This is a genomic window from Chryseobacterium sp. 27AL (genome assembly GCF_057815395.1).
The window spans coordinates 191,892-217,342 of record NZ_JBYRIW010000003.1; the positions used below are offsets into that span (position 1 = coordinate 191,892).

At 35.8% G+C, this 25,451-nt stretch carries 10 protein-coding genes; all 10 read left to right on the forward strand.

The features are described from left to right. The first annotated feature begins 35 nt into the window (after nt 1–35). Complete coding sequence (locus AC3WV0_RS08405) at nt 36–3,230, forward strand: efflux RND transporter permease subunit (RefSeq protein WP_488845646.1); 3,195 nt, start codon at nt 36–38, stop codon at nt 3,228–3,230. Then, nucleotides 3,217–4,659 carry a TolC family protein gene (locus AC3WV0_RS08410; protein ID WP_488845648.1) on the forward strand — a complete coding sequence of 481 codons (1,443 nt, stop codon included), beginning with the start codon at nt 3,217–3,219 and terminating at the stop codon, nt 4,657–4,659. Before AC3WV0_RS08405 ends, AC3WV0_RS08410 begins: the two co-directional genes overlap by 14 nt. A gap of 614 nt (nt 4,660–5,273) precedes the next feature. After that, complete coding sequence (locus tag AC3WV0_RS08415) at nt 5,274–6,941, forward strand: helix-turn-helix domain-containing protein (protein ID WP_488845650.1); 1,668 nt, start codon at nt 5,274–5,276, stop codon at nt 6,939–6,941. Between the two features lie 311 nt (nt 6,942–7,252). After that, nucleotides 7,253–8,104, forward strand: a complete 852-nt coding sequence (locus tag AC3WV0_RS08420; protein WP_488845652.1) for a cell wall anchor protein — start codon at nt 7,253–7,255, stop codon at nt 8,102–8,104. Between the two features lie 5 nt (nt 8,105–8,109). After that, on the forward strand, nt 8,110–8,583 hold the full coding sequence (locus AC3WV0_RS08425) for a T9SS type A sorting domain-containing protein (RefSeq protein WP_488845654.1): 474 nt from the start codon (nt 8,110–8,112) through the stop codon (nt 8,581–8,583). Nucleotides 8,584–8,609: 26 nt separating this feature from the next. Further along, nucleotides 8,610–15,551, forward strand: a complete 6,942-nt coding sequence (locus AC3WV0_RS08430) for an RHS repeat-associated core domain-containing protein (protein ID WP_488845656.1) — start codon at nt 8,610–8,612, stop codon at nt 15,549–15,551. 430 nt (nt 15,552–15,981) lie between these two features. Then, a complete protein-coding gene (locus tag AC3WV0_RS08435; protein WP_488845658.1) occupies nt 15,982–16,266 on the forward strand; it encodes a hypothetical protein in 285 nt (94 codons plus the stop codon). Nucleotides 16,267–16,851: 585 nt separating this feature from the next. Then, nucleotides 16,852–18,084 (forward strand): hypothetical protein, encoded by a 1,233-nt coding sequence (locus AC3WV0_RS08440; RefSeq protein ID WP_488845660.1) that lies wholly within the window; start codon nt 16,852–16,854, stop codon nt 18,082–18,084. 5 nt (nt 18,085–18,089) lie between these two features. Next, entirely contained in the window at nt 18,090–18,563 is a 474-nt protein-coding gene (locus AC3WV0_RS08445) for a T9SS type A sorting domain-containing protein (RefSeq protein ID WP_488845662.1), read from the forward strand. 26 nt (nt 18,564–18,589) lie between these two features. Next, a complete protein-coding gene (locus tag AC3WV0_RS08450; RefSeq protein WP_488845664.1) occupies nt 18,590–25,450 on the forward strand; it encodes an RHS repeat-associated core domain-containing protein in 6,861 nt (2,286 codons plus the stop codon). Nucleotide 25,451: the final 1 nt, after the last annotated feature.

Genomic DNA, 25,451 nt, shown 5'->3' on the forward strand with positions numbered 1-25,451 from the left:
GTCTATTATCTATTTTCTAAAAAATATAATATTACATGTTTAAGAAATTCATTCGCAGACCTGTTCTGTCTATCGTAATCTCTTTGATTATCGTATTTATGGGAGTTTTATCCTTGCTAAAATTACCCATCACACAATTTCCCTCTATTTCTCCTCCAAAAGTAAATATCACTGCAGAATATCCGGGAGCTAATAACGAATTGCTGATCAAATCAGTAGTTATTCCATTGGAAAGAGGGTTAAATGGTGTGCCTGGGATGAAATATATGACTTCCGATGCCGGAAACGATGGGGAAGCTTCTATTCAGGTGGTTTTCGATTTGGGAACCGATCCTAACGTAGCAGCCGTAAACGTTCAAAACCGTGTATCTTCGGTTGTAAATAAATTGCCGCCATTGGTAGTTCGTGAAGGAGTGAAAATCACTCGTGAGGAACCAAACATGTTGATGTATATTAACTTGTATAGTGACGATCCTAAGGCCGACCAAAAGTTCCTTTTTAACTATGCAGATATCAACGTGATGTCTGAATTGAGAAGAGTAAGTGGGGTTGGTTTCGCAGATATCCTTGGAACCAGAGAATATGCAATGCGTATCTGGCTGAAGCCTGACCGTCTGACGGCATACAGTATTTCAGCAGATGAAGTAATGGAATCCCTGAATCAGCAGAGTTTGGAAGCATCTCCTGGTAAAACGGGAGAAAGTTCAGGTAAAAGATCTCAGTCATTTGAATATATTTTAAAATATCCTGGTCGTTTTAATAATGAAAAAGACTACGGAAATATCATTCTTAAAGCGAAGCCAGACGGAGAATTTATCAGGCTGAAAGATGTCGCAGATATTGAGTTTGGTTCTTCGATGTACGATATTTATTCTACATTGAATGGTAAACCTTCTGCCGCGATTACAGTGAAGCAATCATATGGTTCCAATGCAAGTGACGTTATCAAAAACGTAAAATCTTTGATGGCTGAATTGCAGAAAACTACTTTCCCAAAAGGAATGCATTATGACATCAGTTATGACGTATCAAGATTCCTGGATGCTTCTATTGAAAAAGTTGTTCATACCTTATTTGAAGCTTTCATTTTGGTGGCAATTGTAGTATTCCTTTTCTTAGGTGACTGGCGTTCAACGTTAATTCCGGCATTGGCGGTGCCTGTATCGTTGGTAGGAACATTTGCTGTCATGTCCGCATTTGGAATTACTTTAAACATGATCTCACTTTTTGCCCTCGTAATGGCAATCGGAGTTGTGGTAGATGACGCGATTGTGGTAATTGAAGCCGTTCATGCCAAGATGGAAGAAAAGCATTTATCTCCATTAAAAGCAACAGAAGAAGCGATGCATGAAATCAGCGGAGCGATCATTGCAATCACTTTGGTAATGGCTTCTGTATTTATTCCGATTGCGTTTATGTCCGGACCGGTTGGGGTTTTCTATCGTCAGTTCTCCATTACAATGGCTTCTGCAATTATTCTTTCAGGGGTTGTAGCTTTAACGTTGACACCGGCTTTATGTGCTTTAATTTTAAAAAACAACCACGGAAAACCGAAAAGAAGAACGCCGATTACTATTTTCCTGGATAAATTCAACGGATTATTCACAAAAGGAGCAAATAAATACGAGGGAATGCTTAATAAAACGGTGAAGAAAAAAACAATCACTTTACCTTTATTATTAGCGTTCTGTGCCTGTACCTTCTTCTTAAGTAATTCACTTCCTTCAGGATTTATTCCGGCAGAAGATCAGGGGATGATTTATGCGATTATCCAGACTCCGCCGGGCTCTACACTGGAGAGAACCAATCAGATTGCCAGGGAATTATTAAGGGAGTCCGAAGATATTGACGGCGTACAATCTGTTTCTTCATTAGCAGGATATGAAATTCTGACAGAAGGTACAGGTTCCAATTCCGGTACTTGCTTAATTAACCTTAAAAGCTGGGAAGATCGTAAAGAATCTGCTGCCGAAATTATTGAAAAACTTGAAGAAAAAGCTAAAAATATTCCGGGAGCGAATATTGAATTTTTCCAACCGCCGTCAATTCCTGGTTATGGTGCAGCAGGTGGTTTCGAACTTCGTCTTTTAGATAAAGCAGGAAGTGGTGATTATCACAAGATGGAGCAGGTAAGTAATGATTTCGTAAGGGAATTAAAAAAACGTCCGGAGCTGGGATCTGCATTTACTTTTTATTCCGCGAGTTTCCCTCAGTATATGCTGAGAGTGGATAACGACCTTGCAGAGCAAAAAGGGGTCACCATTGAAAATGCGATGGATAATTTATCCACATTGATCGGATCCAATTATGAAACGAGTTTCATCCGCTTTGACAGGCCTTATAAAGTAATTGTTCAGGCAGGGCCGCAGTATCGTGCGTTACCGAGTGATTTATTAAAGCTTTATGTTAAAAATGACAAAGAACAGATGGTTCCGTATTCAGATTTCATGCATTTGGAAAAGGTATATGGACTCTCTGAGATCACCAGACATAATATGTACAATTCTGCCGAAGTAAGTGGAACTCCTGCGCCGGGATATAGTTCCGGACAAGCCATTGCAGCCATCAAAGAAGTTGCGGATAAAACACTTCCGAGAGGTTTCGGTATCGATTGGGCGGGTATTTCAAAGGACGAAGTAAGCAGAGGAAACGAAGCAATTTTTATTTTCTTAGTCTGTTTAGGATTCGTTTACCTGATTCTTTCCGCACAGTATGAAAGTTTTATTCTCCCATTGCCGGTAATTTTATCGTTACCAACGGGTATTTTCGGAGCTTTCCTATGTTTAAAATTATTAGGATTAGAAAACAACATTTACGCTCAGGTGGCCATGGTTATGTTGATTGGTCTTTTAGGTAAAAATGCCGTATTGATCGTAGAATTTGCCGTACAGAAGAAGGCCGAGGAAGGTATTCCTGTTGCTCAGGCAGCAATCGAAGGAGCGGCGATCCGTTTCCGTCCGATTTTGATGACATCATTTGCATTCATTGCAGGTTTGATTCCATTGGTGATGGCCACAGGACCGGGAGCTATCGGAAACCGGACGATCGGTACAGCCGCAGCAGGGGGGATGTTAATCGGAACCATTTTCGGATTGATGATTATCCCTGGATTGTATTACATCTTCGGAACGATTGCTGAAAAGTCGAGACTGGCAAGATATGAAGAAGAAAATCCTTTAACAGAACAAACAGAACCGTACCAACACGATGACAAACATGAAGATTTATAATAAATATATAGCAGCCATCGCCGTATCGCTTGTTTTGGCAAGTTGTAAGGCGCCTATGGCGACCGTAATAAAAGACGAGGTAAAAGAAAATGTACCTCAGAACTTTAATCAGGAAGACCAGGGTGACGCAAATAATAACAGCGGAACAACACCCTGGAGACAGTTTTTTACTGACCCTAATCTTGTTTCTTTAATTGAAACAGCTTTAAAAAACAATCAGGAGCTGATGATCACTTTGCAGGAAATAGAAATTGCAAAAAGTGGTGTTTTGGCTAAAAAAGGAAGATTAACACCTACTGTTTCTGCAGGAATTGGTGCTGGTGTAAAAAAGGCAGGACGCTACACCAGTGAGGGGGCCGGAGATGCTACTACAGAAATCGAACCCGGAAAAGAAATGCCTGATCCGCTGGGAAATTTTGAAGGAGGATTAATGGCCAACTGGGAAGTCGATATCTGGAAAAAGCTGAGAACGGAAAAGGAATCGGCAATAGCCCATTATCTTTCAACAGTGGAAGGAAAGAATTTTGTTCTTTCTAATTTAATTGAAGAAGTTGCGGATAATTATTACGAATTGTTGGCTTTGGATAATCAGCTTGATATTATTCAGCAGTATATTAAATTACAGCAAAAAGCGTTGGAAATTTCCAAAATTCAGAAAGAAGCTGCGGCGGCAACTGAGCTGGCTGTGAAAAAGTTCGAAGCTGAATTAGCAAAATCAAAAGCTACAGAATACACCATCCGCCAGGAAATTACTGAAAAAGAAAATGAAATCAATGCGCTATGCGGACGATATCCACAGCCTATCATAAGATCAAAAGGAGATTTCATGACGATGATTCCGCAAACGGTATATACAGGAATTCCTTCACAGCTTTTGGCCAATCGTCCGGATATCAAACAGGCTGAATTGGAATTAAAATCAGCAAAACTAGATGTAGAAGCTGCCCGAAAAGAATTTTATCCTTCACTGGAAATCTCTGCAACATTAGGATTGGAAGCATTTAAGCCTTCTTATCTCGTTAAATTACCGGAATCAATGGCTGCCAGCCTGGTTGGTGAGCTTGCGGGTCCGCTTATTAACAAAAGTGCGATTAAAGCCAATTTTCAGACCGCTGATGCAAGACAAATCCAGTCTTTGTATGAATACGATAAAACCATTCTGAATGCGTACCTGGATGTTGCCAACCTCATGTCTAAAGTAAAGAATATAGATCAGTATTATAAACTAAAGTCTGAAGAAACCAAGGCTTTGGAACAATCAATAGATATAGCGAATCAGTTATTCAGAAACTCAAGGGCAGATTATCTGGAAGTTCTTCTGAACCAAAGAGATGCCTTAGATGCCAAAATGGAACTGGTAGAAGCTAAACAAAAACAGCTGAGTACAGTTGTGGATATTTATAAGAGCTTAGGCGGAGGCTGGAAGTGATTATAGATCTTTAATGTTTTAAAAGAAAAGAGACTGCCCGCAATGGAACAGTCTCTTTTCGATTTAAATTGAAACGTTAATTATTAAAAAAAGGTTCACGAAGAACCTCTTAATTCACCTGCAGGATATGGGGCAGTTAATTGTATGATATGGTTATTAGTTTAAGAAAATGGTTATTAGCCCGAAATTAAATTTTAAAAAACCAACCTTCCTTAAAAGTAATTTCCCTGTTAAAGGAAGGTGGTAAAGATTATTGAATCATCATGTTTTTTGTCGGTTATTAGTTTTACCCTGTAGCGTATGTTTTATGGTTTTGGTTTTTTATTTTCTTTGTTAGTTCTGAGCTCAAAATTATAAGCTTCAACTCAGATATAAAAATGTTTGTTGTCTCTATTCGTAAATTATGACCGCTTAATTTAAAAACAAAATAAGTTTAATGTATTGATTGTCAGTTTTTATATTTGTAAAATAGAAATAGTTCGATATTGAATATTAATTCAAACTTGTTTGAGAAATACCAGTCATTTTTTGTACTTTTGACCAGTCTTATAACCAATTATACTAAGGTGGTCAAAAAAATATTTCTTATACTATGTACTATAGGATTTCAATTCATGCTTGCGCAGGAATTATATAGCGACTATTATCATCTGAGAAATAAATACGAAGACTTCGCGGAAAATGACAGTAAGGCTTTTCCTTATATTCAGCCATACATCAATAAAGCCAAGAAAGAGAAAAACTATGAAAAACTGGTTCAGGGATATAAGGATGCTGTTTTTTATTCTTTTCTTGACGATCAAAAGCTGAAATATGCAGATAGTATGGTATGGGCTGCCAATCTTTCCCATGATAAAGATCTTCTTATTATTGCCCATATTGATAAAGGGGTCATCTATTACTACAATTATAAGAAATACCAGTTGGCGCTTAACGAATATCTGGAAGCCTACCAATATTCAAAAAATACAACAAATGATTATCTTAAATACCAAAATCTATATCATATTGGTGTAGTAAAAAGTTATTTGGGATATTATGATGAAGCTGCTGAATTATTCGATAAATGTTTGGTTTACTACAGAGAAAAATCCAGATTAAAACTTCATCCTAATGAAATATACAACAATAAAAAAGGCTATCTCAACAGTCTCCATCAGCTGATGATCTGCTACAGGCATTCAGGAAAATATAAGGAATTGGATGCTGCAATCCGGCAGGGGCTTTCAGAAGTGGGAAATAATCCTGAATATGCTCAGGAAAAAGCGTATTTTCTACTCTCAAAAGGCATTGCAGAGTATACCAACAAACAGTTCCATCTGGCTTTATCAGATCTTACTCAATCTCTTCCTTCAATCAGGGACAGCAGGGATTTTGCACGGCTTTCAGTTAATTATTTTTTCATAGGGAAAAGTTACCTCGCACTCGAAGATTCTAAACAGTCCGTTATTTACTTCAAAAAGATTGATTCTATTTTCAATAAGCATCAGTTTATTTTACCCGAGCTCAGGGAAAATTATGAAATCCTTATCAACTACAGCAAAAAGCATAATGATCAGGCAAAACAGCTGTATTATACAAGCCAGTTGCTGAAAGCCGACAGTATCATGGCAAAAGATTTCAGCTACCTCTCGCCGAAGATCCATAAAGATTACGATACAAAAACACTGCTGGAAGAAAAAAACAAGCTTCAGAAAATCAATTATCTGGTTACGGTAATTATTATTCTTCTCATCATCTGGGCTATTGGTCTCATTATGCTCTTTGCAAAAAAGCAAAAAAAGGCAAAGGAAATAAAGCAGCAATATATTTTGCTTGAAGAAAAATTTGTAAAAGATAATCATGACGTAGTACCCAATACTTTAGAAGTACCCCATATTTTCATAGAAGAGAAAAAAGTAAATCTTCACGAAAAAAAGGTCGAAGAAATTCTACGCAAGCTGAAAACTTTTGAAAATAAAAAAGGCTTTACTCAAAAAGGACTTACCATTAGTAAATTAGCGGCACAGTTGGGTACTAATTCCAGCTATCTTTCCCAGGTAATTAATGAACACAAAGGTGGAAATTTCAATAAATATCTCAGTCAGCTTCGCATCAATTATATCACCAATTTGTTGTTTGAAGACAAAAAATATCTCAAATATAATATAGAAACCCTCGCCAAGGAATGCGGAATTGCTTCCCGCCAAAACTTCTCCGATCTCTTCTATGAAATCAACGGAATACGCCCTACAGATTTTATTAAAAAAAGGATGCAGGAAATTGAAAACAAGAATAATTAATTTTGATTCTGATATTTGTTACTGTGAGTTTTTAAAGCAATGTTAATTATTTTTAATGTTAACATGGTTATCCTTTTTTGTATTTGTTACAATTAATATCAATAAATACAAAGTATTTAATTACAAATTTTATCATATTTTCGTTTTAAACAATACTATTTATCATGTATCAATAGAATAATTAAACTTTAAAAACACAATAAGGAGATAAATTTCACATAAGCATAATAATTAAATCTTTTAAAAGTGAAATAAAAAATATACTTTTGCAGCTTATTTGATTTTAACATATTTTAACTTTTAAATATTTTATGAAAACAACATTATTATCGTTAGCCATGCTGGCTTCAACATTTACATTTGCACAAACTTGGAACTTAACTGGTAATACAGGTACAAGTGCTCCAACTAACTTTTTGGGAACTGTTGATGATAAAGATATGATCTTTAAAACCAATAATAAAGAAAGACTTAGAATTTTTGGAGGTCCATATGTTAATGGTATTTCAATTGGAAACCAAACAGATGGATATGCTACTGGAGGAGCGAGATTAGAATTGGTGAGTATTCTTTGTCAGGGGTGTGCTTCAAGCTGGGCATCACCGGGAGATTTTGTTGCTAAAACCAGAGGAATGAGAAATCTTGAGTTTTTAATGGGGAATAACAATTCAGCGGATCCAAATATAGATACAAGTACTCCAAATTCTTCTGGAATTACTAGAATAAAGTTTACGGATGGAGTTCACAATAATATACTTACTGTCAATAACATGGGGAAAGTAACTGTGGGTACAGATCAATATGATAACGATCCTAATTTTATTTTATATGTTAGAAAAGGAATTAAAGCTGAACAGATTAAAGTAGAAAATCCTGCAGCTAATGGTTGGGCAGATTATGTATTTAAAAAAGATTACAAATTGAGAACTCTGGTTGAAGTTGAAAAACATATCCAGGAAAAAGGTCATTTACCCAACATTCCATCTGCTGGAGAAGTTGAAAAAAATGGAATTAATCTTGGAGAGATGGATGCTAAACTTTTAGAAAAAATTGAAGAGCTAACGCTTTATTCTATAGAACAGAACAAACAATTACAAAAGCAGGCTGATGAAATTACAGACCTTAAAAAACAGGTTCAGCAATTAATATCTGCAAAAAAATAATAGCTATGAAAAAGAAAATACTATCTCTATCTTCTTTACTGATAGGATTTCTGGGATATTCACAAACGGAAGTATATTTTAAATATGATGAAGCCGGAAACCAGAGATACAGAGGAACAAACTCAGCGGGCAAAACGGCATCCACTGAAGTAAAAAAAGTAGAAGAAGCAAAAACAACAAGTGTTGCGAAACAGCAGCCCTTAATGGATGAGAAATCTTTCTGGAAGCAGATCAGATTATATCCGGTTCCGGTTAATGATTATCTTACTGTAGACTGGACAGAAGAAGTCGATGGCCTTATCGAATCCGTCTCCCTCTATCAGCATAGTACCGTACACTGGAAATTCCAGCAGCAGAATATCCCTGATCTTAACAGGAAATTAAAAATCAACATGACTGGTTATGAATGGGGAGTATATGTAGTACGCTTTACGCTAAAAGACGGAAGGTCATTCAGTAAAAATATTACCAAACGATAAAACTTTTAACCAAATTATTACTAACAATGAAAATGAAATTATTTTCATCATTTATACTGTCCTTGTGTGCAGTCATGGGCTTTTCACAGACCATTCTGTATCAGGCAGAAACAACCACCCGAACGGTTCAGGATCCGCAGACGGTTGTATTGGCTCAGGGATTTCAGGCATCAGGAAGTGTATCGAATCCCTTTGTGGCAAAGATTGGCCCCGGAACGGAAAACCCGGGCGGCGGACCTACGGATTCAAATGCGGGAGCAAATAATCCGTGGGGTACGACAACGTCTTCAGCAGACCAAAAATTTCACGATACAAAAGGAAATATTGAAGTAAACGGAGCTGGGCAATTACAGTTTACCTTACCCATTGCTTTGCCTCCGGGAGTGAAAAGCGTTGCACCACAAATAAATTTAGTTTATACAAGCGGCTCCAACAACGGTATCGCTGGATACGGATGGAATATTTCAGGAACAACATCTATCTCTAGAATTGGAAAAACTATTGAAAAAGATGGAGAAGTTAAAGGGATTCAGTTAGACTATACTGATTATTACAGTTTCAACGGACAGAGACTAATTTTGAAATCAGGAGAATATGGAGGAGATGGAGCTGAATATGTGACAGAGAAATATTCTAACATAAAGATTAAATCCATTGGAACTATAACTGGACAAACGTGGCAAGGCCCTCAATATTGGGAAGTGACATTTGAAGATGGCTCTCAATCGTGGTATGGGTCTACAGCTTCGGGAAACAGTTTAGCTAGAACGCCTTTGGAGTATAATATTGTTAAATGGAAAGATGCTCAAGGCAATTATATTACTTATAATTACATTCAGAATACTTCTAATAATGTGGCAGTAATTTCAAGTATAAATTGGGGTGGAAATGAAACTTTGAGTAAATCTCATTTTAACACCATTGAATTTACTTATTCACCCAGAAAGATTATTGAAACATCTTATCTTAAAGGAATGTTATTCAAACAGGATAAGATCTTAGATTTAATAAAGGTAAAGGTTGATGGGATAGCCTTCAAAAGCTATTCAATACAATATACAACAACCCAAAATATTATTAATAATAATGTAAACAATAAAATTAATTACGATTTTGTTGAAAAAATTACTGAGATAAATTCATCAGGAGAAGAAGCTAACCCTATTATTTTCTCAACAAATTCAATGCTTACCAGCTCTAATGAGTTTGATTTTGGTGATTATAATAATATTATTACAACTGGGGATTATAATGGCGATGGACTAGTGGATTTTGTTGTGATGCAGCCTGCTCAAAATGGAAGACCAGAGGGATATTATATTTATTTCGATGCTATTAATAACAGCAGTCCATCGTTCGTATATCTAGGGGCTTCAACAACATATTTCCCAACTAAGTCTTTAACTTCTTTCAATATAAAATCTTCTGATAATTATATTAAACCAAAGCAAGGGCTTGTTATAACGAAAGATAACACAGGTTATAATCCACCGTCAACAGGAAATATAGAACTACAATACTATTCTATAAAAAGTGATGCCACAGTATTAAATACATTCAATAATCCGCTAGTTCTTGAATATTCTAAAACCATTCCATCTTCTAGTTATGTATTTAATACCTCTATATATCCGCCTGTACCTAGTCCTACTTATGACTATAATGGAATAGCAAATAGATCAGCTCTTCAAAATATTAAAGAAGTTGATATAGATTCTGATGGAATATCAGAACTATTATTCGCTGTGCAAGATGCTAAATGTTTTAGTCAGGTCATTGTTCCGGATCCTCTTAAAACAATATGGAGATGTACCACATTAGGGTATAGGTATGTTGTAGTAGATCAGAATGATATACAGAATAATACAGTTCATATTATTCCTAATACGACATCTAAAAATATTCTAAGCAAAGGAGGAATTATAGATTTTGACAATGATGGAAAGCAGGATATTATGTTTATTGATCCTGCTAATTCAAATGTTAATATTACATATTATACAAAAACGATTAATACAGGCAGTTCTTCTACGGTTATACAAGTGGGTGGTGATACTCCATTAAATAATCTTAACCAGTATGAATTAAAAAAGACAAATAATAATTATACAATTGAATTAAAAAAAATATTTCCTGTAAAAGGAATGGCAGACGGATTACAGTTTGGTGATCTGAATGGAGACAAAAATATAGAAATTTTGCTCCCTGTACGCCAGCCTACGATGAATACTATTCAAGGGTGGTCTATTTATTTAAACACAGGTAATGGGTTGGAAGAAAGTATTCAAGGGTTAATGTCTTATATACCTTATAATGCCGCAGCTACGGATAATTATTCATACACCAATGCTAAATTAATTGACTTAGATAATGATGGTAAAAGTGAAATTATCAATTCGCAAGTGTCATTTGGTCCGGATGTTATTCCAAGCAATGGCTCTTATCATTCTAAATGGAATGTAGAAAGTTATAGTGAAGCAGCCTATGATCCTAATAACTCTCAGTTCAAATGGTCATTCGTTCAGAAAACTATTTACAGCTCCACAAGGAATGAGGTAGTGGTAAGTCCTTTATTTGGAGATTTTAGAATGGGTAATTTTTCTTCTAAAATACTATTCTTAGTAAAAGGTATTAATGGCAATAATGAAAGAAAAATTATAAGCTACAAGCATTATAGCCTCAATCCTGATAAAAACGTCTCATTAATATTACAGGGATCACAAAATTATTATATAGATTATACAGAACTTGATCCTGCTGTTAATGCTACAATTTATGCTCCTGTAAAGAAAGAGCAATATCCATTTGTTGAAATGGACAGACTATCTCAAACTTTTGGGGTTTCTCAAATTCACCAAACCGATGGACAGACTGTTCGAAAACAAGATTTCCGATACAGAGGTTACATTGCTAATTTGCATGGGAAAGGAGTAATCGGATTTCGTCAGGTTGCTCGTTCTTCATCATATGCTGATGGCTTTGAAAATACAAAAATATGGTCAGGAACAGAGATGGATCCTCTACAGGAAGGGGTTCCGGTAAAAGAATGGTCAATAAGGACTAATGATGAATCAAAAATATTCCCTGCGGATATTTCAGAGAACAATACACAGCTTTTGAGCTTTAAATCTACTAATTACCAAATAGATAAACTGTTAAATGGGCAGGTGGTGACTACAGTTACAGACTCTGATAAGCCAAAGATAGTAACCGCTGTTGTCCCTAAAACCAGCAAAATCAAAGACTTTTTAACAGGTATAATTACTGAAAGCACCATAACCTATGGGAATTACTATCTCCCGGCACAAAGTGTATCGAATGTTAATAATGGATATGCTGTAACAACATCAATTTCTGAATATATTCACAATTCTTCAGGAGCTGGAGCAGACTATTATATAGGGCGTCCAAAATCAAAGATTGACGAAGTGCAGGCATATGGAGATACCAAATCAACAAAGGAAGAGTACACTTATGAAAATAATCTTGTAAAGACTCTAAAAATATGGAACAGGGATAATACAGGATATTTGCAGGAAAGCTATAACTATGACGGATTTGGAAATGTCACTGGAAAAACAATAAGCAATAGTGTTGATTCTCAAACCCAAGTCACTACAAGTCAATATGACCCTAAAGGTAGGTTTGTCATAAAGAAAACTGATAATCTGGGATTAGAGACTTCAATCATTTATAACAATTGGGGACAGATTTTAACGCAAACTGATCCTTTAGGAAATATTCTTATCAATACCTATGATGGCTGGGGTAAAATATTAACTTCAAAAACTAATTTAAAAGGGACAACCACATATCAGTACGAAAGAGATAATAACTCTAATATTATTGTTACTCAAAACGATCCTGATGGAGATATTTCGAAAAAGTTCACTAATAAATTTGGACAGGAATATAAAGCTTCAACTAAAGCTTTTGGGCAAGGACAATATCTTACCAAAGCTATTTTATATGATGCTTTGGGAAGAAAAACTTCTGAATCCGAACCTACATTTAGTCCTGATGGTTTAGGTGGTCCTTGGAATGTCATTGCTTATGATGATACAGTATTCCCTACAAAGGTAACTGCCACCTCATATAAGGGTATTAAATTAGAAACAACAGCTTCAGGTTTAACAACTACAATAAAAGAGCTCAACGGTTATCAGAGAACAACTTCTAAAACAGCAGATGCATTAGGTAATGTGGTTTCTTCCACGGATAAAGGAGGAACAATACAATTTTTTTATAATGCGGCAGGAGAACAAATCAAAGCTCAATATGCAGAGAATATTGTGACAACAAAATATGATGCCTGGGGAAGAAAATCAGAATTCAATGATCCATCCAATGGAATCTATAAATATGAATATGATGGATTTGGACAAACTAAGAAGATTATCAGTCCTAAAGGAACTAAAGATTACACATATAATAATTTAGGACAACTAATTTCTCAAAATGAACTTTCCACAGCAGATGGTGGTGAAGCAACTAATAAATTAATTTCCTTTACTTATGATAATAAAGGAAGGATCATTTCAAAAGCAGGAACATCAAAAGGTAAAGCTTACAGTTCAAATATCTCTTATGATTCTCAAGGAAGAATATTATCCAACTCCGAAAGTAGCAACGGAAAATACTTTATCCAGAAAGGGATCACTTATGATGATAAAGGAAGAATAATTTCTTACGAAAAACAATTATATTCTTCTGGCGTACTCACTAAAGTACAAATAGAAAATGTGTACAGTGCCTGGAATGGAGAACTTACCCAAGTAAAAGACAAAATATCAGGCAAGAGCCTTTGGGAATTGAAAGAAATTAATGCTCATGGCCAGGTACTAAAAGCTAAATTAGGTGCAGTAGATATTACCAATACCTATGACTTTACTGGTTTCTTAACGAATGTCAACCATTCATCAGCTATTAAACCGAGTATTCTTCAGCTTTCCTATTCTTTTGATGCGATTAAGAATGAATTGAAGACCAGAACTACTGGAGGTGATTTTAATATTGTAGAATCATTCGACTATGATGACAATAACCGGCTAGTAAATTGGACAAATCCGGTTACAGGTATTAAACCATCCACCAATAGAAACGTCTATGATCTTAAAGGCAGGATCATGGAAAACGATCAGGTGGGAACCATCAAATTTGAAAATTCTTCTAAGATATATCAGCCAACCGGAATGACCTTAAATGCCGCTGGAACCCAGAATTACAACAATGATCTAATCCAAAGTATTAGTTATAATGAAAATAATGATCCTGTCTTCATTGATGGAATGAAAGGAGATGTGGCATTCCAGTATGGTTTAACTTCAATGAGACAGAGAGTAACCTACGGAGGGAATTTCAGTAGTGATGGAGAAGGAAAATTCACTAAGTTTTACAGTGAGGACGGAAGCTTTGAAATTATAAAAGACAATACGACAGGAAAAGAAAAACACATTTTATATATTGGTGGAAATCCTTATGAAAGTAATATTATATATTTAAAGAACTTTACAGAGAGCAGTGGTTCTTATAAATTTTTGCATAAAGATTACATCGGCAGTATCTTAGCCATCAGTGATGAAGCCGGAAATAAATTAGAACAGAGACATTTTGATGCCTGGGGTAATTTCACTCACTTACAGATAGGAAACGGAGCAATTATTACAGATAAAAATATAATTGATAATTCTTCGTTATTATTAGAAAGAGGATTCACCAGCCATGAACATTTTGCAGAAGTAGGCATCATTCATATGAACGGAAGATTGTATGATCCGTTATTAAGAAGATTCTTGAATGCAGATGAAAATATTCAGGATCCTTACAATACCCAGAATTACAACAAGTATGGGTATGTATTGAATAATCCCCTGATGTTTAATGACCCGAGTGGCGAGTTTGTTTTTGCATTTGTGGCTGCGTGGGGAGTTAGCCTTTTTTGGGGTGGAGTAATTACAGCAGCAATTATTGGTACAGCTGTTGGCTTGGCTGCATATTCTTTAGGAGTGGCTATAAGTGGAGGAAAGTGGCAATTGGGAGGAGCTCTTAAATCGATGTTCTGGGGAGGTGTTAGCGGTGCTGTTACCTTTGGAATAGGAAGTGCATTTACTCCCGCCGCTGGAACGGCACTTACTTTAACAGATAAGGTGGCAAGTGCTATGGCTCAGGGATTAGTACATGGTTTTTCGCAAGGTGTATTATCGATGATGCAAGGAACAAATTTTACTCAAGGGTTTGCAAGTGGTGCTTCCGGAAGTTGGGGTGCTTCTTTATTCGGAGGCCTTGCTGGTAGTTTTGCCAACAGTACCGCAGGAACAGTAATGTCTGGTATGGTTTTAGGAGGGGTAGCGTCTGAACTTACCGGAGGTAATTTCTGGCAGGGTGCGGTTATTGGAGGTGTTGTTGCGGGATTGAATCACGGATTGCATAAAATGGATGGCGAGCCAGGAGATGATTCTAAGTCCAAAGCAAAGAAAGGTGCGAATGTTAAAATAAAAAGAACTGTGAATTTCAAAGTAGAACAGAGTGCTGCATTATTTATTCAGCAAGATAGTAGAAGTACAATAGATCTTGATGTATATACGGTAAAAGGTACTATGACCCTCACAGGGAACGAGTTAACAGTATCAGCTATTGGTTCTGTAACAAATACCCAAATTAGTCCATACTTTTTTGGAGAAGTTAATATAGTTGGAAGTAGTCCGTATGGACTTACAACATTTGATGTTACAATGTCTTTATCTAGATCTTATGGATACAGTGCAATTGAAAGTGGATATAGAGAAATTGGGTCTGCTAAATATACTCTTCCTCCAAGAACCAGCAGTGTAAATGTTAGAATTAAGGCAGGATATACATTTAATCTACCTGGTTATGGAGTTGGAGCTCCTTTTCCACGAACAACCAGCTATAACTATCATTTTGGAAGTGATGCAAATAACCTCAATCAATATCCTATATATAAATAAACATGATATATCGAGATTTATTAAAAACAAGCATTTATTTTATTGCTGTAAAACTTTTTGTAGATAGTGTATCTATAATTCCTGAAAAGATATACAACTCATTTTTAATGGGAAATTGGATAATGAATGTATTTCTATATCTCTGTATAAATTTATTGATAGTTTTTCTATTGTTTAAATTCAGCAATAGTTTGGTAGATAGAATTTTTTTCAAAAAAAAGAATTATTTAAATGATTCGGAAATTTTTAGAATGTCAATTATTCTTTGTTCCTACTATATTATTTTTATGACAGGGGTTTCCCTGATAAATAGCATCTTTTCTGTTTTTAAGATTGATTTTAATATGTTCAATAAAATTATTAGTATAATTATTTCTCTATTTTTACTAGTGTTTTCTAATGTGATTGCTAAAAAATTAAATATTTAGAAATGGATAATAAAGATTGTAAGGATAGTGAAGAGAATGATTTCATAGATGACTTTGAAGACTGGCATTCTCGCAAATATAGTGATGAGTATAGATTTAAAAATAAAACACCCTTTTTTAATAAAACACCTAATTATTTAGTGAATGGGTTTTTGTTTTTAATACTTCCTCTTTTAAGCTTAATAACATCTATTATTTTAGATTTGGGCATGAGCTTTTATTTATTTTTTTTATTAGCTTGTGCTCCGGGAATTTATTTTATTATAAAGCATTTTAAATTAAAATAGAACAAAGTTTTTTTGAGATAAAAAGATTATACTTTATACTCTCCACGCTAGCGCAAGCGTCTCGCTCGTCTAAGTCAAAACAAAACCACTGCAAAAAATGTAGTGGTTTTTAATCTATTTAACAATTTATAAACTCATATAGCAAAAATCCTATTACTATAGTAATCTCATCTTTTATTTTATCCATTATAACTTTTTATATGATTTATTTTAAAATAACACGACAAGATTTGACGTCATGTAGAATTAATTTTACGTCAATTAAAAGTTAATTCGACATATGCTTTGTGTCAATTATATAATTTTGTTCAATATAAACAATTATCAAAAAGTCGGTTTTAAAAAAAATAATATCTTTGCACCCAAGTGTGATAAACTAATAATGTGAAAATTCAAAATATGAAAAAATCTTTTTTGCCTTCAGTGCATTATTTATTCTATTTACAACAATCCCAACATAATAAGTCAGTATTTACCTGTTTTATAAGTCTGTTTTTGGATAGAAATTGACATATTCTTTTGAATCAGGCTCAGTAATAAAAACTTTATTTACTTCTATACAATTTAAATTATAATAACTAAGAAATGAAAAAACAACTATTCTTAATAGGTCTGCTATCAAGTGCCTTTTTTTATGCCCAAACCATAAACACAATGACAAGAGATGATGCTGGTGCTGTAACAAATCAAAGTGGATTTTTCCAAACAAGTAATCCTGTCAATTATCCCGGAGGCGGAGGCTGGTGGCATCTCCTTGATGTAAGGCATACTGTCAGTAGTATTTTCGCAATGCAGTTTGCAGGGCGTTTTGACGATCAGGATTTATGGTTCAGAAAAGCAAATGGAAATGCTACACAAGACTGGAAAAGAGTGGTAATGGAAACCAATGGAGGAGCCGTAGAAATAGGAAAATGGCCATCAACAGGTAAGCTTATTGTATATAATAATACAGGTGGAGTTTCGGGATCAAACCAGTTTGAGTTAAGAACAAATCTTAGCAGCAATACAGATCATTATTTTATGAAAAATATTACTTCCGGAACCGGAACTGAGAATACTACTTTCTCATTACGACATGACGGACAGATGTTTGTAAGCGGCAATACAGGAATTGGAGTTAATACTCCGACAGAGAAGCTTGATGTCTTAGGAAGTCTTCGTACGGGAAGCACCAATTCCACAGAAGGTATTAACGCATTGTCGATTCGTTATGGCAGTGGATCATTGAACAATTGGGGCTCATTAAGAAGCTCTTCTGCCACGTTTATGAGTTTCGGAGTAAAAGCCGACAATACGGTTTCTAACGGTTGGTTATCCAGCGACGCATCTCTGAACAGCAGACTCGCGATGACAATGGGCAACGGAGGTTTTTCTTTTTTATCAGCAAATCAACAATCGACAGCAATCAATTCTCCGGTAACGATGACTGAGGTGATGAAAATAACAACTGCAGGCAATGCTGCTCTTCAGGGAAAGTTTGAAGCCAAAGAAATAAAGGTAACCCTTACTCCAACAGCCGATTTTGTTTTTGAAAATGATTACAATCTCCCAAAACTTGAAGAGGTAGAAAAACACATTAAAGAGAAAAAACACCTTCCGGAAATTGCTTCTGCCAAAGAAATGGAAAAAGAAGGGGTAAATGTAGGTGAATTCCAAATTAAACTTCTGCAGAAGATTGAAGAGCTTACTTTGTATACGATTGAGCAGGATAAAAGAATCAAGCAACTTAATGAAGAAAATAAGGAGTTAAAATCAAAATTTGATGAGATCACAGAACTTAAAAAACAAGTACAGCAATTAATATCTGCAAAAAAATAATAGGTATGAAAAAGAAAATACTGTCTCTATCTTCTTTACTGATAGGATTTCTGGGATATTCACAAACGGAAGTGTATTTTAAATACGATGAAGCCGGAAACCAGAGATACAGAGGAACAAACTCAGCTGGCAAAACAGCATCCACTGAAGTAAAAAAAGTAGAAGAAGCAAAAACAGCAAGTGTTGCGAAACAGCAGCCCTTAATGGATGAGAAATCTTTCTGGAAGCAGATCAGATTATATCCGGTTCCGGTTAATGACTACCTTACTGTAGACTGGACAGAAGAGGTGGATGGCCTTATCGAATCCGTCTCCCTCTATCAGCATAGTACCGTACACTGGAAATTCCAGCAGCAGAATATCCCTGATCTTAACAGGAAATTAAAAATCAACATGACTGGTTATGAATGGGGAGTATATGTAATACGCTTTACGCTAAAAGACGGAAGGTCATTCAGTAAAAATATTACCAAACGATAAAACTTTTAACCAAATTATTACTAACAATGAAAATGAAATTATTTTCATCATTTATACTGTCCTTGTGTGCAGTCATGGGCTTTTCACAGACCATTCTGTATCAGGCAGAAACAACCACCCGAACAGTTCAGGATCCGCAGACGGTCGTTTTGGCACAGGGATTTCAGGCATCAGGGAGTGTATCGAATCCCTTTGTGGCAAAGATTGGCCCCGGAACGGAAAACCCGGGTGGCGGACCGACGAATTCAAACGCGGGAGCGAGTAATCCTTCGGGAACGACAACATCTTCGGCAGACCAAAAATTCCATGATACAAAAGGAAATATTGAGATAACGGGAGCTGGTCAAGTGCAATTTACTTTACCCATTGCATTGCCTCCAGGTGTAAAAACAGTAGCTCCCCAATTAAATCTTATATACTCTAGTGGTAGTGGGAATGGAATTGCAGGATATGGGTGGAGTTTAATGGGGATAACCTCTGTTTCCAGAATGGGGAAAAATATTGACAGAGACAAAGAAGCTCGGGAAATTAAAATGGATTATTCAGATTATTATAGCTTGAATGGTCAAAGATTGATTTTGAAATCCGGAGAATATGGTAAAGACGGGGCAGAATATGTCACTGAAAAATATTCAAATATTAAAATTAAGTCAATGGGTACCCGAAATGATATTCAGGGACCTATGCTTTTCCATATAACGTTTGAAGATGGCTCCCAGGCATGGTACGGAGATACCGTATCCAATGATCCGGCACATGTTAGCGCAGGAAGAACTACCATGGAATACAATATGGTAAAATGGATGGATGTTCAAGGTAATTATATTACTTATGAATATGAAAAAAATGCCGTCATAACATCATTAACTGCAACGTCAGGAGAGGTTACAAAAATTAAAACAATTAAATGGGGAGGCAATGAAAAATTAAACAAACCTCATTTTAATGAAATTCAATTTAACTATAATCTGGACAGAACTATTAAAGAACTTTCGTATCATCAGGGGTATTATTACACTCAGGATAAACTTTTGACTGAAATAATTGTCAAAGCAAATTCATCTGTTTTTAAAAGTTATAAGATAGCCTATACCAACAATAATACAAACTATCAGTTTGTTGATACCATTACCGAAACAAACGCTAATGGAGAATCAGCAAATCCTATCAAATTTGACAGGAAGATTGATAATTCAACAATAAAGTCAAGTACCATTTCTAATAATTTGAATTTAGATAATAAAAATATTTCTGATTTCGATGGAGATGGAAATCTCGATTTATTGTATTATCAGACAGCTACCGATGGTCATTACGAATGTTTGGATTATGACGATTATGGAAATTGTGAGATGCAGGGAGATTATGTGGAACCTACTCTGGCCGGTACATACATTACTTATAACAATTTCTTCGGACCTAATTCGGTGAAAGTTTCAGACCTCAATCTTACCGGTGCATTAGCTATTAATGCCACACTGGTAAATGATAAGATGAGACCTGTGAAGTCGCTGTATACCCATAAAACAGAAACGAATCAAATCAAATTTGATAAGTATGTTCTTGAAAATAGTCAATATATTCTCAGTCAGACTAAAACTGTTCCATCATCATTGTATGACAAAACATATACTCAGCCTAAAGAGCATCCTACAGATGCTTATTATGCAATAAAGTCATACGTTCGGGAGTTCAGAGAAGTGGATGTGAATGGAGATGGTCTTTCGGAGGTTATGTTTTCTGTAGAAAATATGACAACGATGTATCCGGATACAGGTCCTGTCGTAGATCCGGATACAGGGTTAATAGGATTTCCTGACCCTAGTACTAATCAACCGATATCTTACTCACACTATGATTTTTATATTCTAAACCCAAATACTTCAGTAAATGACGCCTATTTAGTTGGTTCTGGTCCACGAGATCTCTTAAAAGAAGGAATAACGATGGATTTTGAGGGAGATGGTAAAGAAAATCTGATAGAAGTTACAGGTAATTGGGTTAATAGTAATTTCTTTATTGTTAATGAAGAGAATAAATATGTCATGCAAACTAATTATTACGGTTTCAGTGGCGTAAAGGAAGGGATTGTTTTTGGAGATTTCAATGGAGACGGCAAGATGGATTACATGGTCCCTCAGGGTACCGATACATCCAATTGGAAATTGTATATAAACCCAGGCAAAACACTTGCTCCGGGAAGTAGTGCACCGACATTCATAATACAGAATCTTAATAACTTCTCTTATTATACCAAAGATCCTGTTATCGTTGATAATACCTATCAAAGACAGGTTGCCATCTGGCATTTTGCTAAAGATTTGAATGGAGACGGGAAAAGTGATCTCGTTCGTTTCGAATCCCAGATTTTTAAAGCTCATAAATGTTGTAAAGACTTAGATTCAAGAAGAGGCTTCAAGGTGATGGAATCTGCAGGGGTCGACAGCAATGGGAATATTAAATTTGAAACCAAGTATGAGGAAGATCCGTGGGGAATGTATTCTCAGATCGGAGCACACTGGATTCCGATGAACGTTTCACTACGGATCAATAAGGAAGATAATGTCTTTTTTGTGAAGGTTGATAACCACCTGTCACGTTACAGCTATTATGATATAAAAAGTAGAGAAAGAATTTATGCCATCAATCAGGGAGGTATAAAAACGGAGATCCAATATAATGAGCTTGATGCAAACGATCCGGCAACAGCTAATTTTTATAAACCAACCACCATCCAAACGTATCCATATGTTCAGGTGGAGCATATGCCACAAAACTTTATTGTTACCCAGCTTAGGGAAGAGGGTAGAAAGCAGGACTTTAAATACCGTGATTTGGTTATTAATCTACATGGTAAGGGAGTTATCGGATACAGGCAGACCGCACGTTCTACATGGTATGCAGATGGTTTTGAAAATACAAAAATATGGTCAGGGGCAGAAATAGATCCGTTAAATGAAGGAGTAACTCTTAAAGAATGGTCTATCAAAACCAATGACGATAATAAGGTTTTTCCTGCCAATATTTCTGAAAACAACACCGAACTTTTAAACTTCAAATCAATAGTATATAAAAAGGATGAATTGTTAAATGGGCAGGTTCTTACAACCACAAATGGGGTAGATAAGGCGAAAATTGTAACGGCAATGCTTCCAATATCCACAATTGCAAAAGAATTCTTAACGGGTACAACCACAGCAAGCACGATTACTTATGGAGATTACTATCTGCCACAGCAGACTGTTTCAAAAGTTAATAACAATTATAGTATAACAACTTCAGTTCTCGGATATAATCATAACCCTGCAGGTGTCGGATCAGATTATTTCATTGGCCGTCTGAAATCAAAGATCGAGACTATCCAGGCCTATGGAGATACAAAAGCAGGAAAAGTAGAATATACTTATGATGGGAATCTGATAAAAACCCAGAAAACATGGAACAGGGATAATACAGGTTATGTTTTAGATACATACGATTATGACGGATTTGGTAATATCGTAAAAACAGTCACCAGCAATAGTATTGATGCATTAACACAGACAATAACTGCTCTATATGATACAAAAGGACGATTTGTTGTAAAGAAAATAGACAATCTTGGACTTGAAATCAATATTGTTTACAACGATTTCGGGCAGATAAAGCTTCAGACTGATCCTTTAGGAAATACCCTTGACAATACCTATGATGCTTGGGGCAAACTTTTAAAATCCAAAACAAATTTAGAAGGTACTACCACTTATCAGTATATAAGAGATTCTAATTCCAATATAACCTTGATCCAATATAATCCTAATGGAAATATAACAAAAAAGTACACCAACAGATTAGGACAGGACTATAAAGTCGTGACTAAAGGTTTTGGCCAGAGCACCTACATTGCCAAATATTCTGTATATGATAAATTAGGAAGAAAAGTCCGTGAAACTGAACCTTACTTTGATCAGGCTACAGAAGAATTGCCAAGCGATATTCAGTGGAATGTTAATACCTATGATGATAGTGTTTATCCTACTAAAGTAACCACCACAGGCTTGGCGAAAATAGATGGGCAGGGACTTATCACATCATTTATAGGTAAAAAAATGGAGTCTTACATATCAGGAAATGTAACTTCGGTAAAAGAAGTTAACGGATATGGAAGAATTACGACCAAAACCACTGATGCTTTAGGAAATGTAGTTACTACAACAGATAAAGGAGGAACGATACAATTTTCCTATAATGCAGCAGGAGAGCAAATTAAGGCTCAATATGCTGAGAACATTGTAACAACTAAATATGATACATGGGGTAGAAAATCAGAATTTAATGATCCTTCCAACGGATTGTATAAATATGAATATAATGGATTCGGTCAGCCTAAGAAAATAATCAGTCCTAAAGGAACAAAAGAATTTGTTTATAATAATCTGGGGCAGATTATTACTCAAAAAGAACTTTCTACTCTGGATGGAGGTCAGGCAACTGATAAAACCATTACTTATACGTATGATAACAAAGGCAGGCTTACCTCGAAAAATGGAACCTCTAAAGGAAAAACATACAGCTCAAATACTTCTTTTGATCAGCAGGGAAGAGTATTGTCATCTTCTGAAAGCAGTAATGACAGGTACTTTATCCAGAAAGGGATCACTTATGATGACAAAGGAAGAGTTATTTCCTATGAAAAAAGCTTATATTCATCAGGGGTTCTTACTAAAGTCAATGTGGAAAACGTTTACAGCGAATGGAGTGGGGAATTATATAGGGTAAAGGACAAGAATTCAGGGAAGGTACTATGGGAACTTCAGAATACCAATGCTAAAGGATTGATTCTTAATGCAAAGTTAGGAGCAGCTGCCATTACAAATACGTATGACAACAGTGGCTTTTTAACAAAAGTGAACCATTCCTCACAGGTGAAAGCAGGAATTCTTGACATAGGCTACACATTCGATGGAGTTAAGAATGAGTTGAAGACCAGGACAACCATGGGAGATTTCAACATCATCGAGAAGTTTGATTATGACAATAACAACAGATTGGTGAGCTGGACAAACCCTGTAACCGGAGATAAACCGGCCAACAGAAATGTTTATGATGCCAAAGGACGGATTCTTGAGAATGATCAGGTAGGTACCATAAAATATGAAAACACTGCTAAGATCTATCAGCCAACAGGAATGACGCTTAATGCAGCCGGAACCCAGAATTATAACAATGATCTTATACAAAGCATTGTCTATAATGAAAATAATGATCCTGTTTTTATAAATGGTGAAAAAGGTGATGTAGCTTTCCAATATGGGCTTACAAGCATGAGACAAAGAGTTACCTATGGAGGGAATTTTGATGCGGATAAAGATGGGAAATTTACTAAGTTTTATAGTGAAGATGGAAGCTTTGAGGTTATCAAAGACAATACTTCAGGAAAAGAAAAGCATATTCTTTACATTGGAGGAACCCCGTATGAAAGTAATATTATTTACCTGAAAAATTATAATGAGACGGCTGGTACATATAAATTCTTGCATAAAGATTATTTAGGAAGTATCTTAGCCATTAGTGACGAAGCAGGAAATAAGCTGGAACAAAGACATTTTGATGCTTGGGGTAATTTTACTCACCTCCAGATAGGCTCTGGGGCAATTATTACGGATAAAAATATTATTGATAATTCCTCGTTATTAGTAGAAAGAGGGTACACCAGCCATGAACATTTTTCAGAAGTAGGCATCATTCATATGAACGGAAGATTGTATGATCCGTTACTTAGAAGATTCTTAAATGCAGATGAAAATATATCGGATCCTACCAATACACAGAATTACAACAAATATGGATATGTAATGAATAATCCATTGATGTTTAATGATCCGACAGGCGAAGAGCCTGTGACATTATTGGGGATCACTATGGCAGCGATCGTTAAGGCTATCATTATTGGTGCAGCAATCGGATTGGCAGCGTATACAGTAAGTCTTGCAGTAACAGGTAATTTTGACCAATGGAACTTATTGGGAGCCTTCAAGGCAACCTTTACAGGGGCCGTCTCGGGAGCGGTTACTTTCGGAATAGGAAGTTTATTTTCGAGTGCTAGCGGGTTTACCCAGCTGGGCACATTTCTTAAGAATACTATTGGTGAGGGAGGACTTATAATGGTAAAGGCAGGAACTCACGCGATAGCGCAGGGTATCTTAAGCGCTGTACAGGGTGAAGGGTTCTTAACTGCTGCGGCTTCAGGTTTTTTAGGGGGGTTAGGGGCATCAGCTTTTGGCAAAATTGCTGGAGATGCTGCTAACAGCACTTTAGGAACCGTACTCTTCGGTGCATTTTCTGGAGGGGTTGGTGCCGAGCTTTCCGGAGGAAATTTCTGGCAGGGCGCTGTGATTGGAGGTATTATTGCGGGATTGAATGACTTGATGCATAAGATTAGTGGACCAGGTGATGATGCTAAGGCTAGAAAACTTGCTAAAGAGTATAAATTTAATGAAGATCGTATGGTAGTTGAAAGCTTGGTTGCGGAAACACTTTTAGAATCAACAGAAGTAGGAGAATTCACTTTGAAAGCGGTAAGGGAAAAAGTCTTAGCCACATATGGAGACCACGATGTACAAAGGTTAAATGAAATCTATTCTACAGTAGGTGATGTGTTTGGCGAAGCTAGTAAAAAACTTGTCGGAAAAAGTTTTGATATAGCTAATAAATCAAGCAAAAGTTTTGATATTGTTAAAGCAAAAATTGCTGTTGGTTTGGGAGCAGATGTACTTAGTTTACAAGCAAGGAATTTGTTTTTAGAATATAGAATCCAATATTTAAGTAAAAGTGTTTATTATGAATATATACGTCCTCCTGTTCGATATTCAGGTTTTGGAGGTGGTGGAGCAAAAGGGAAATGGTAAA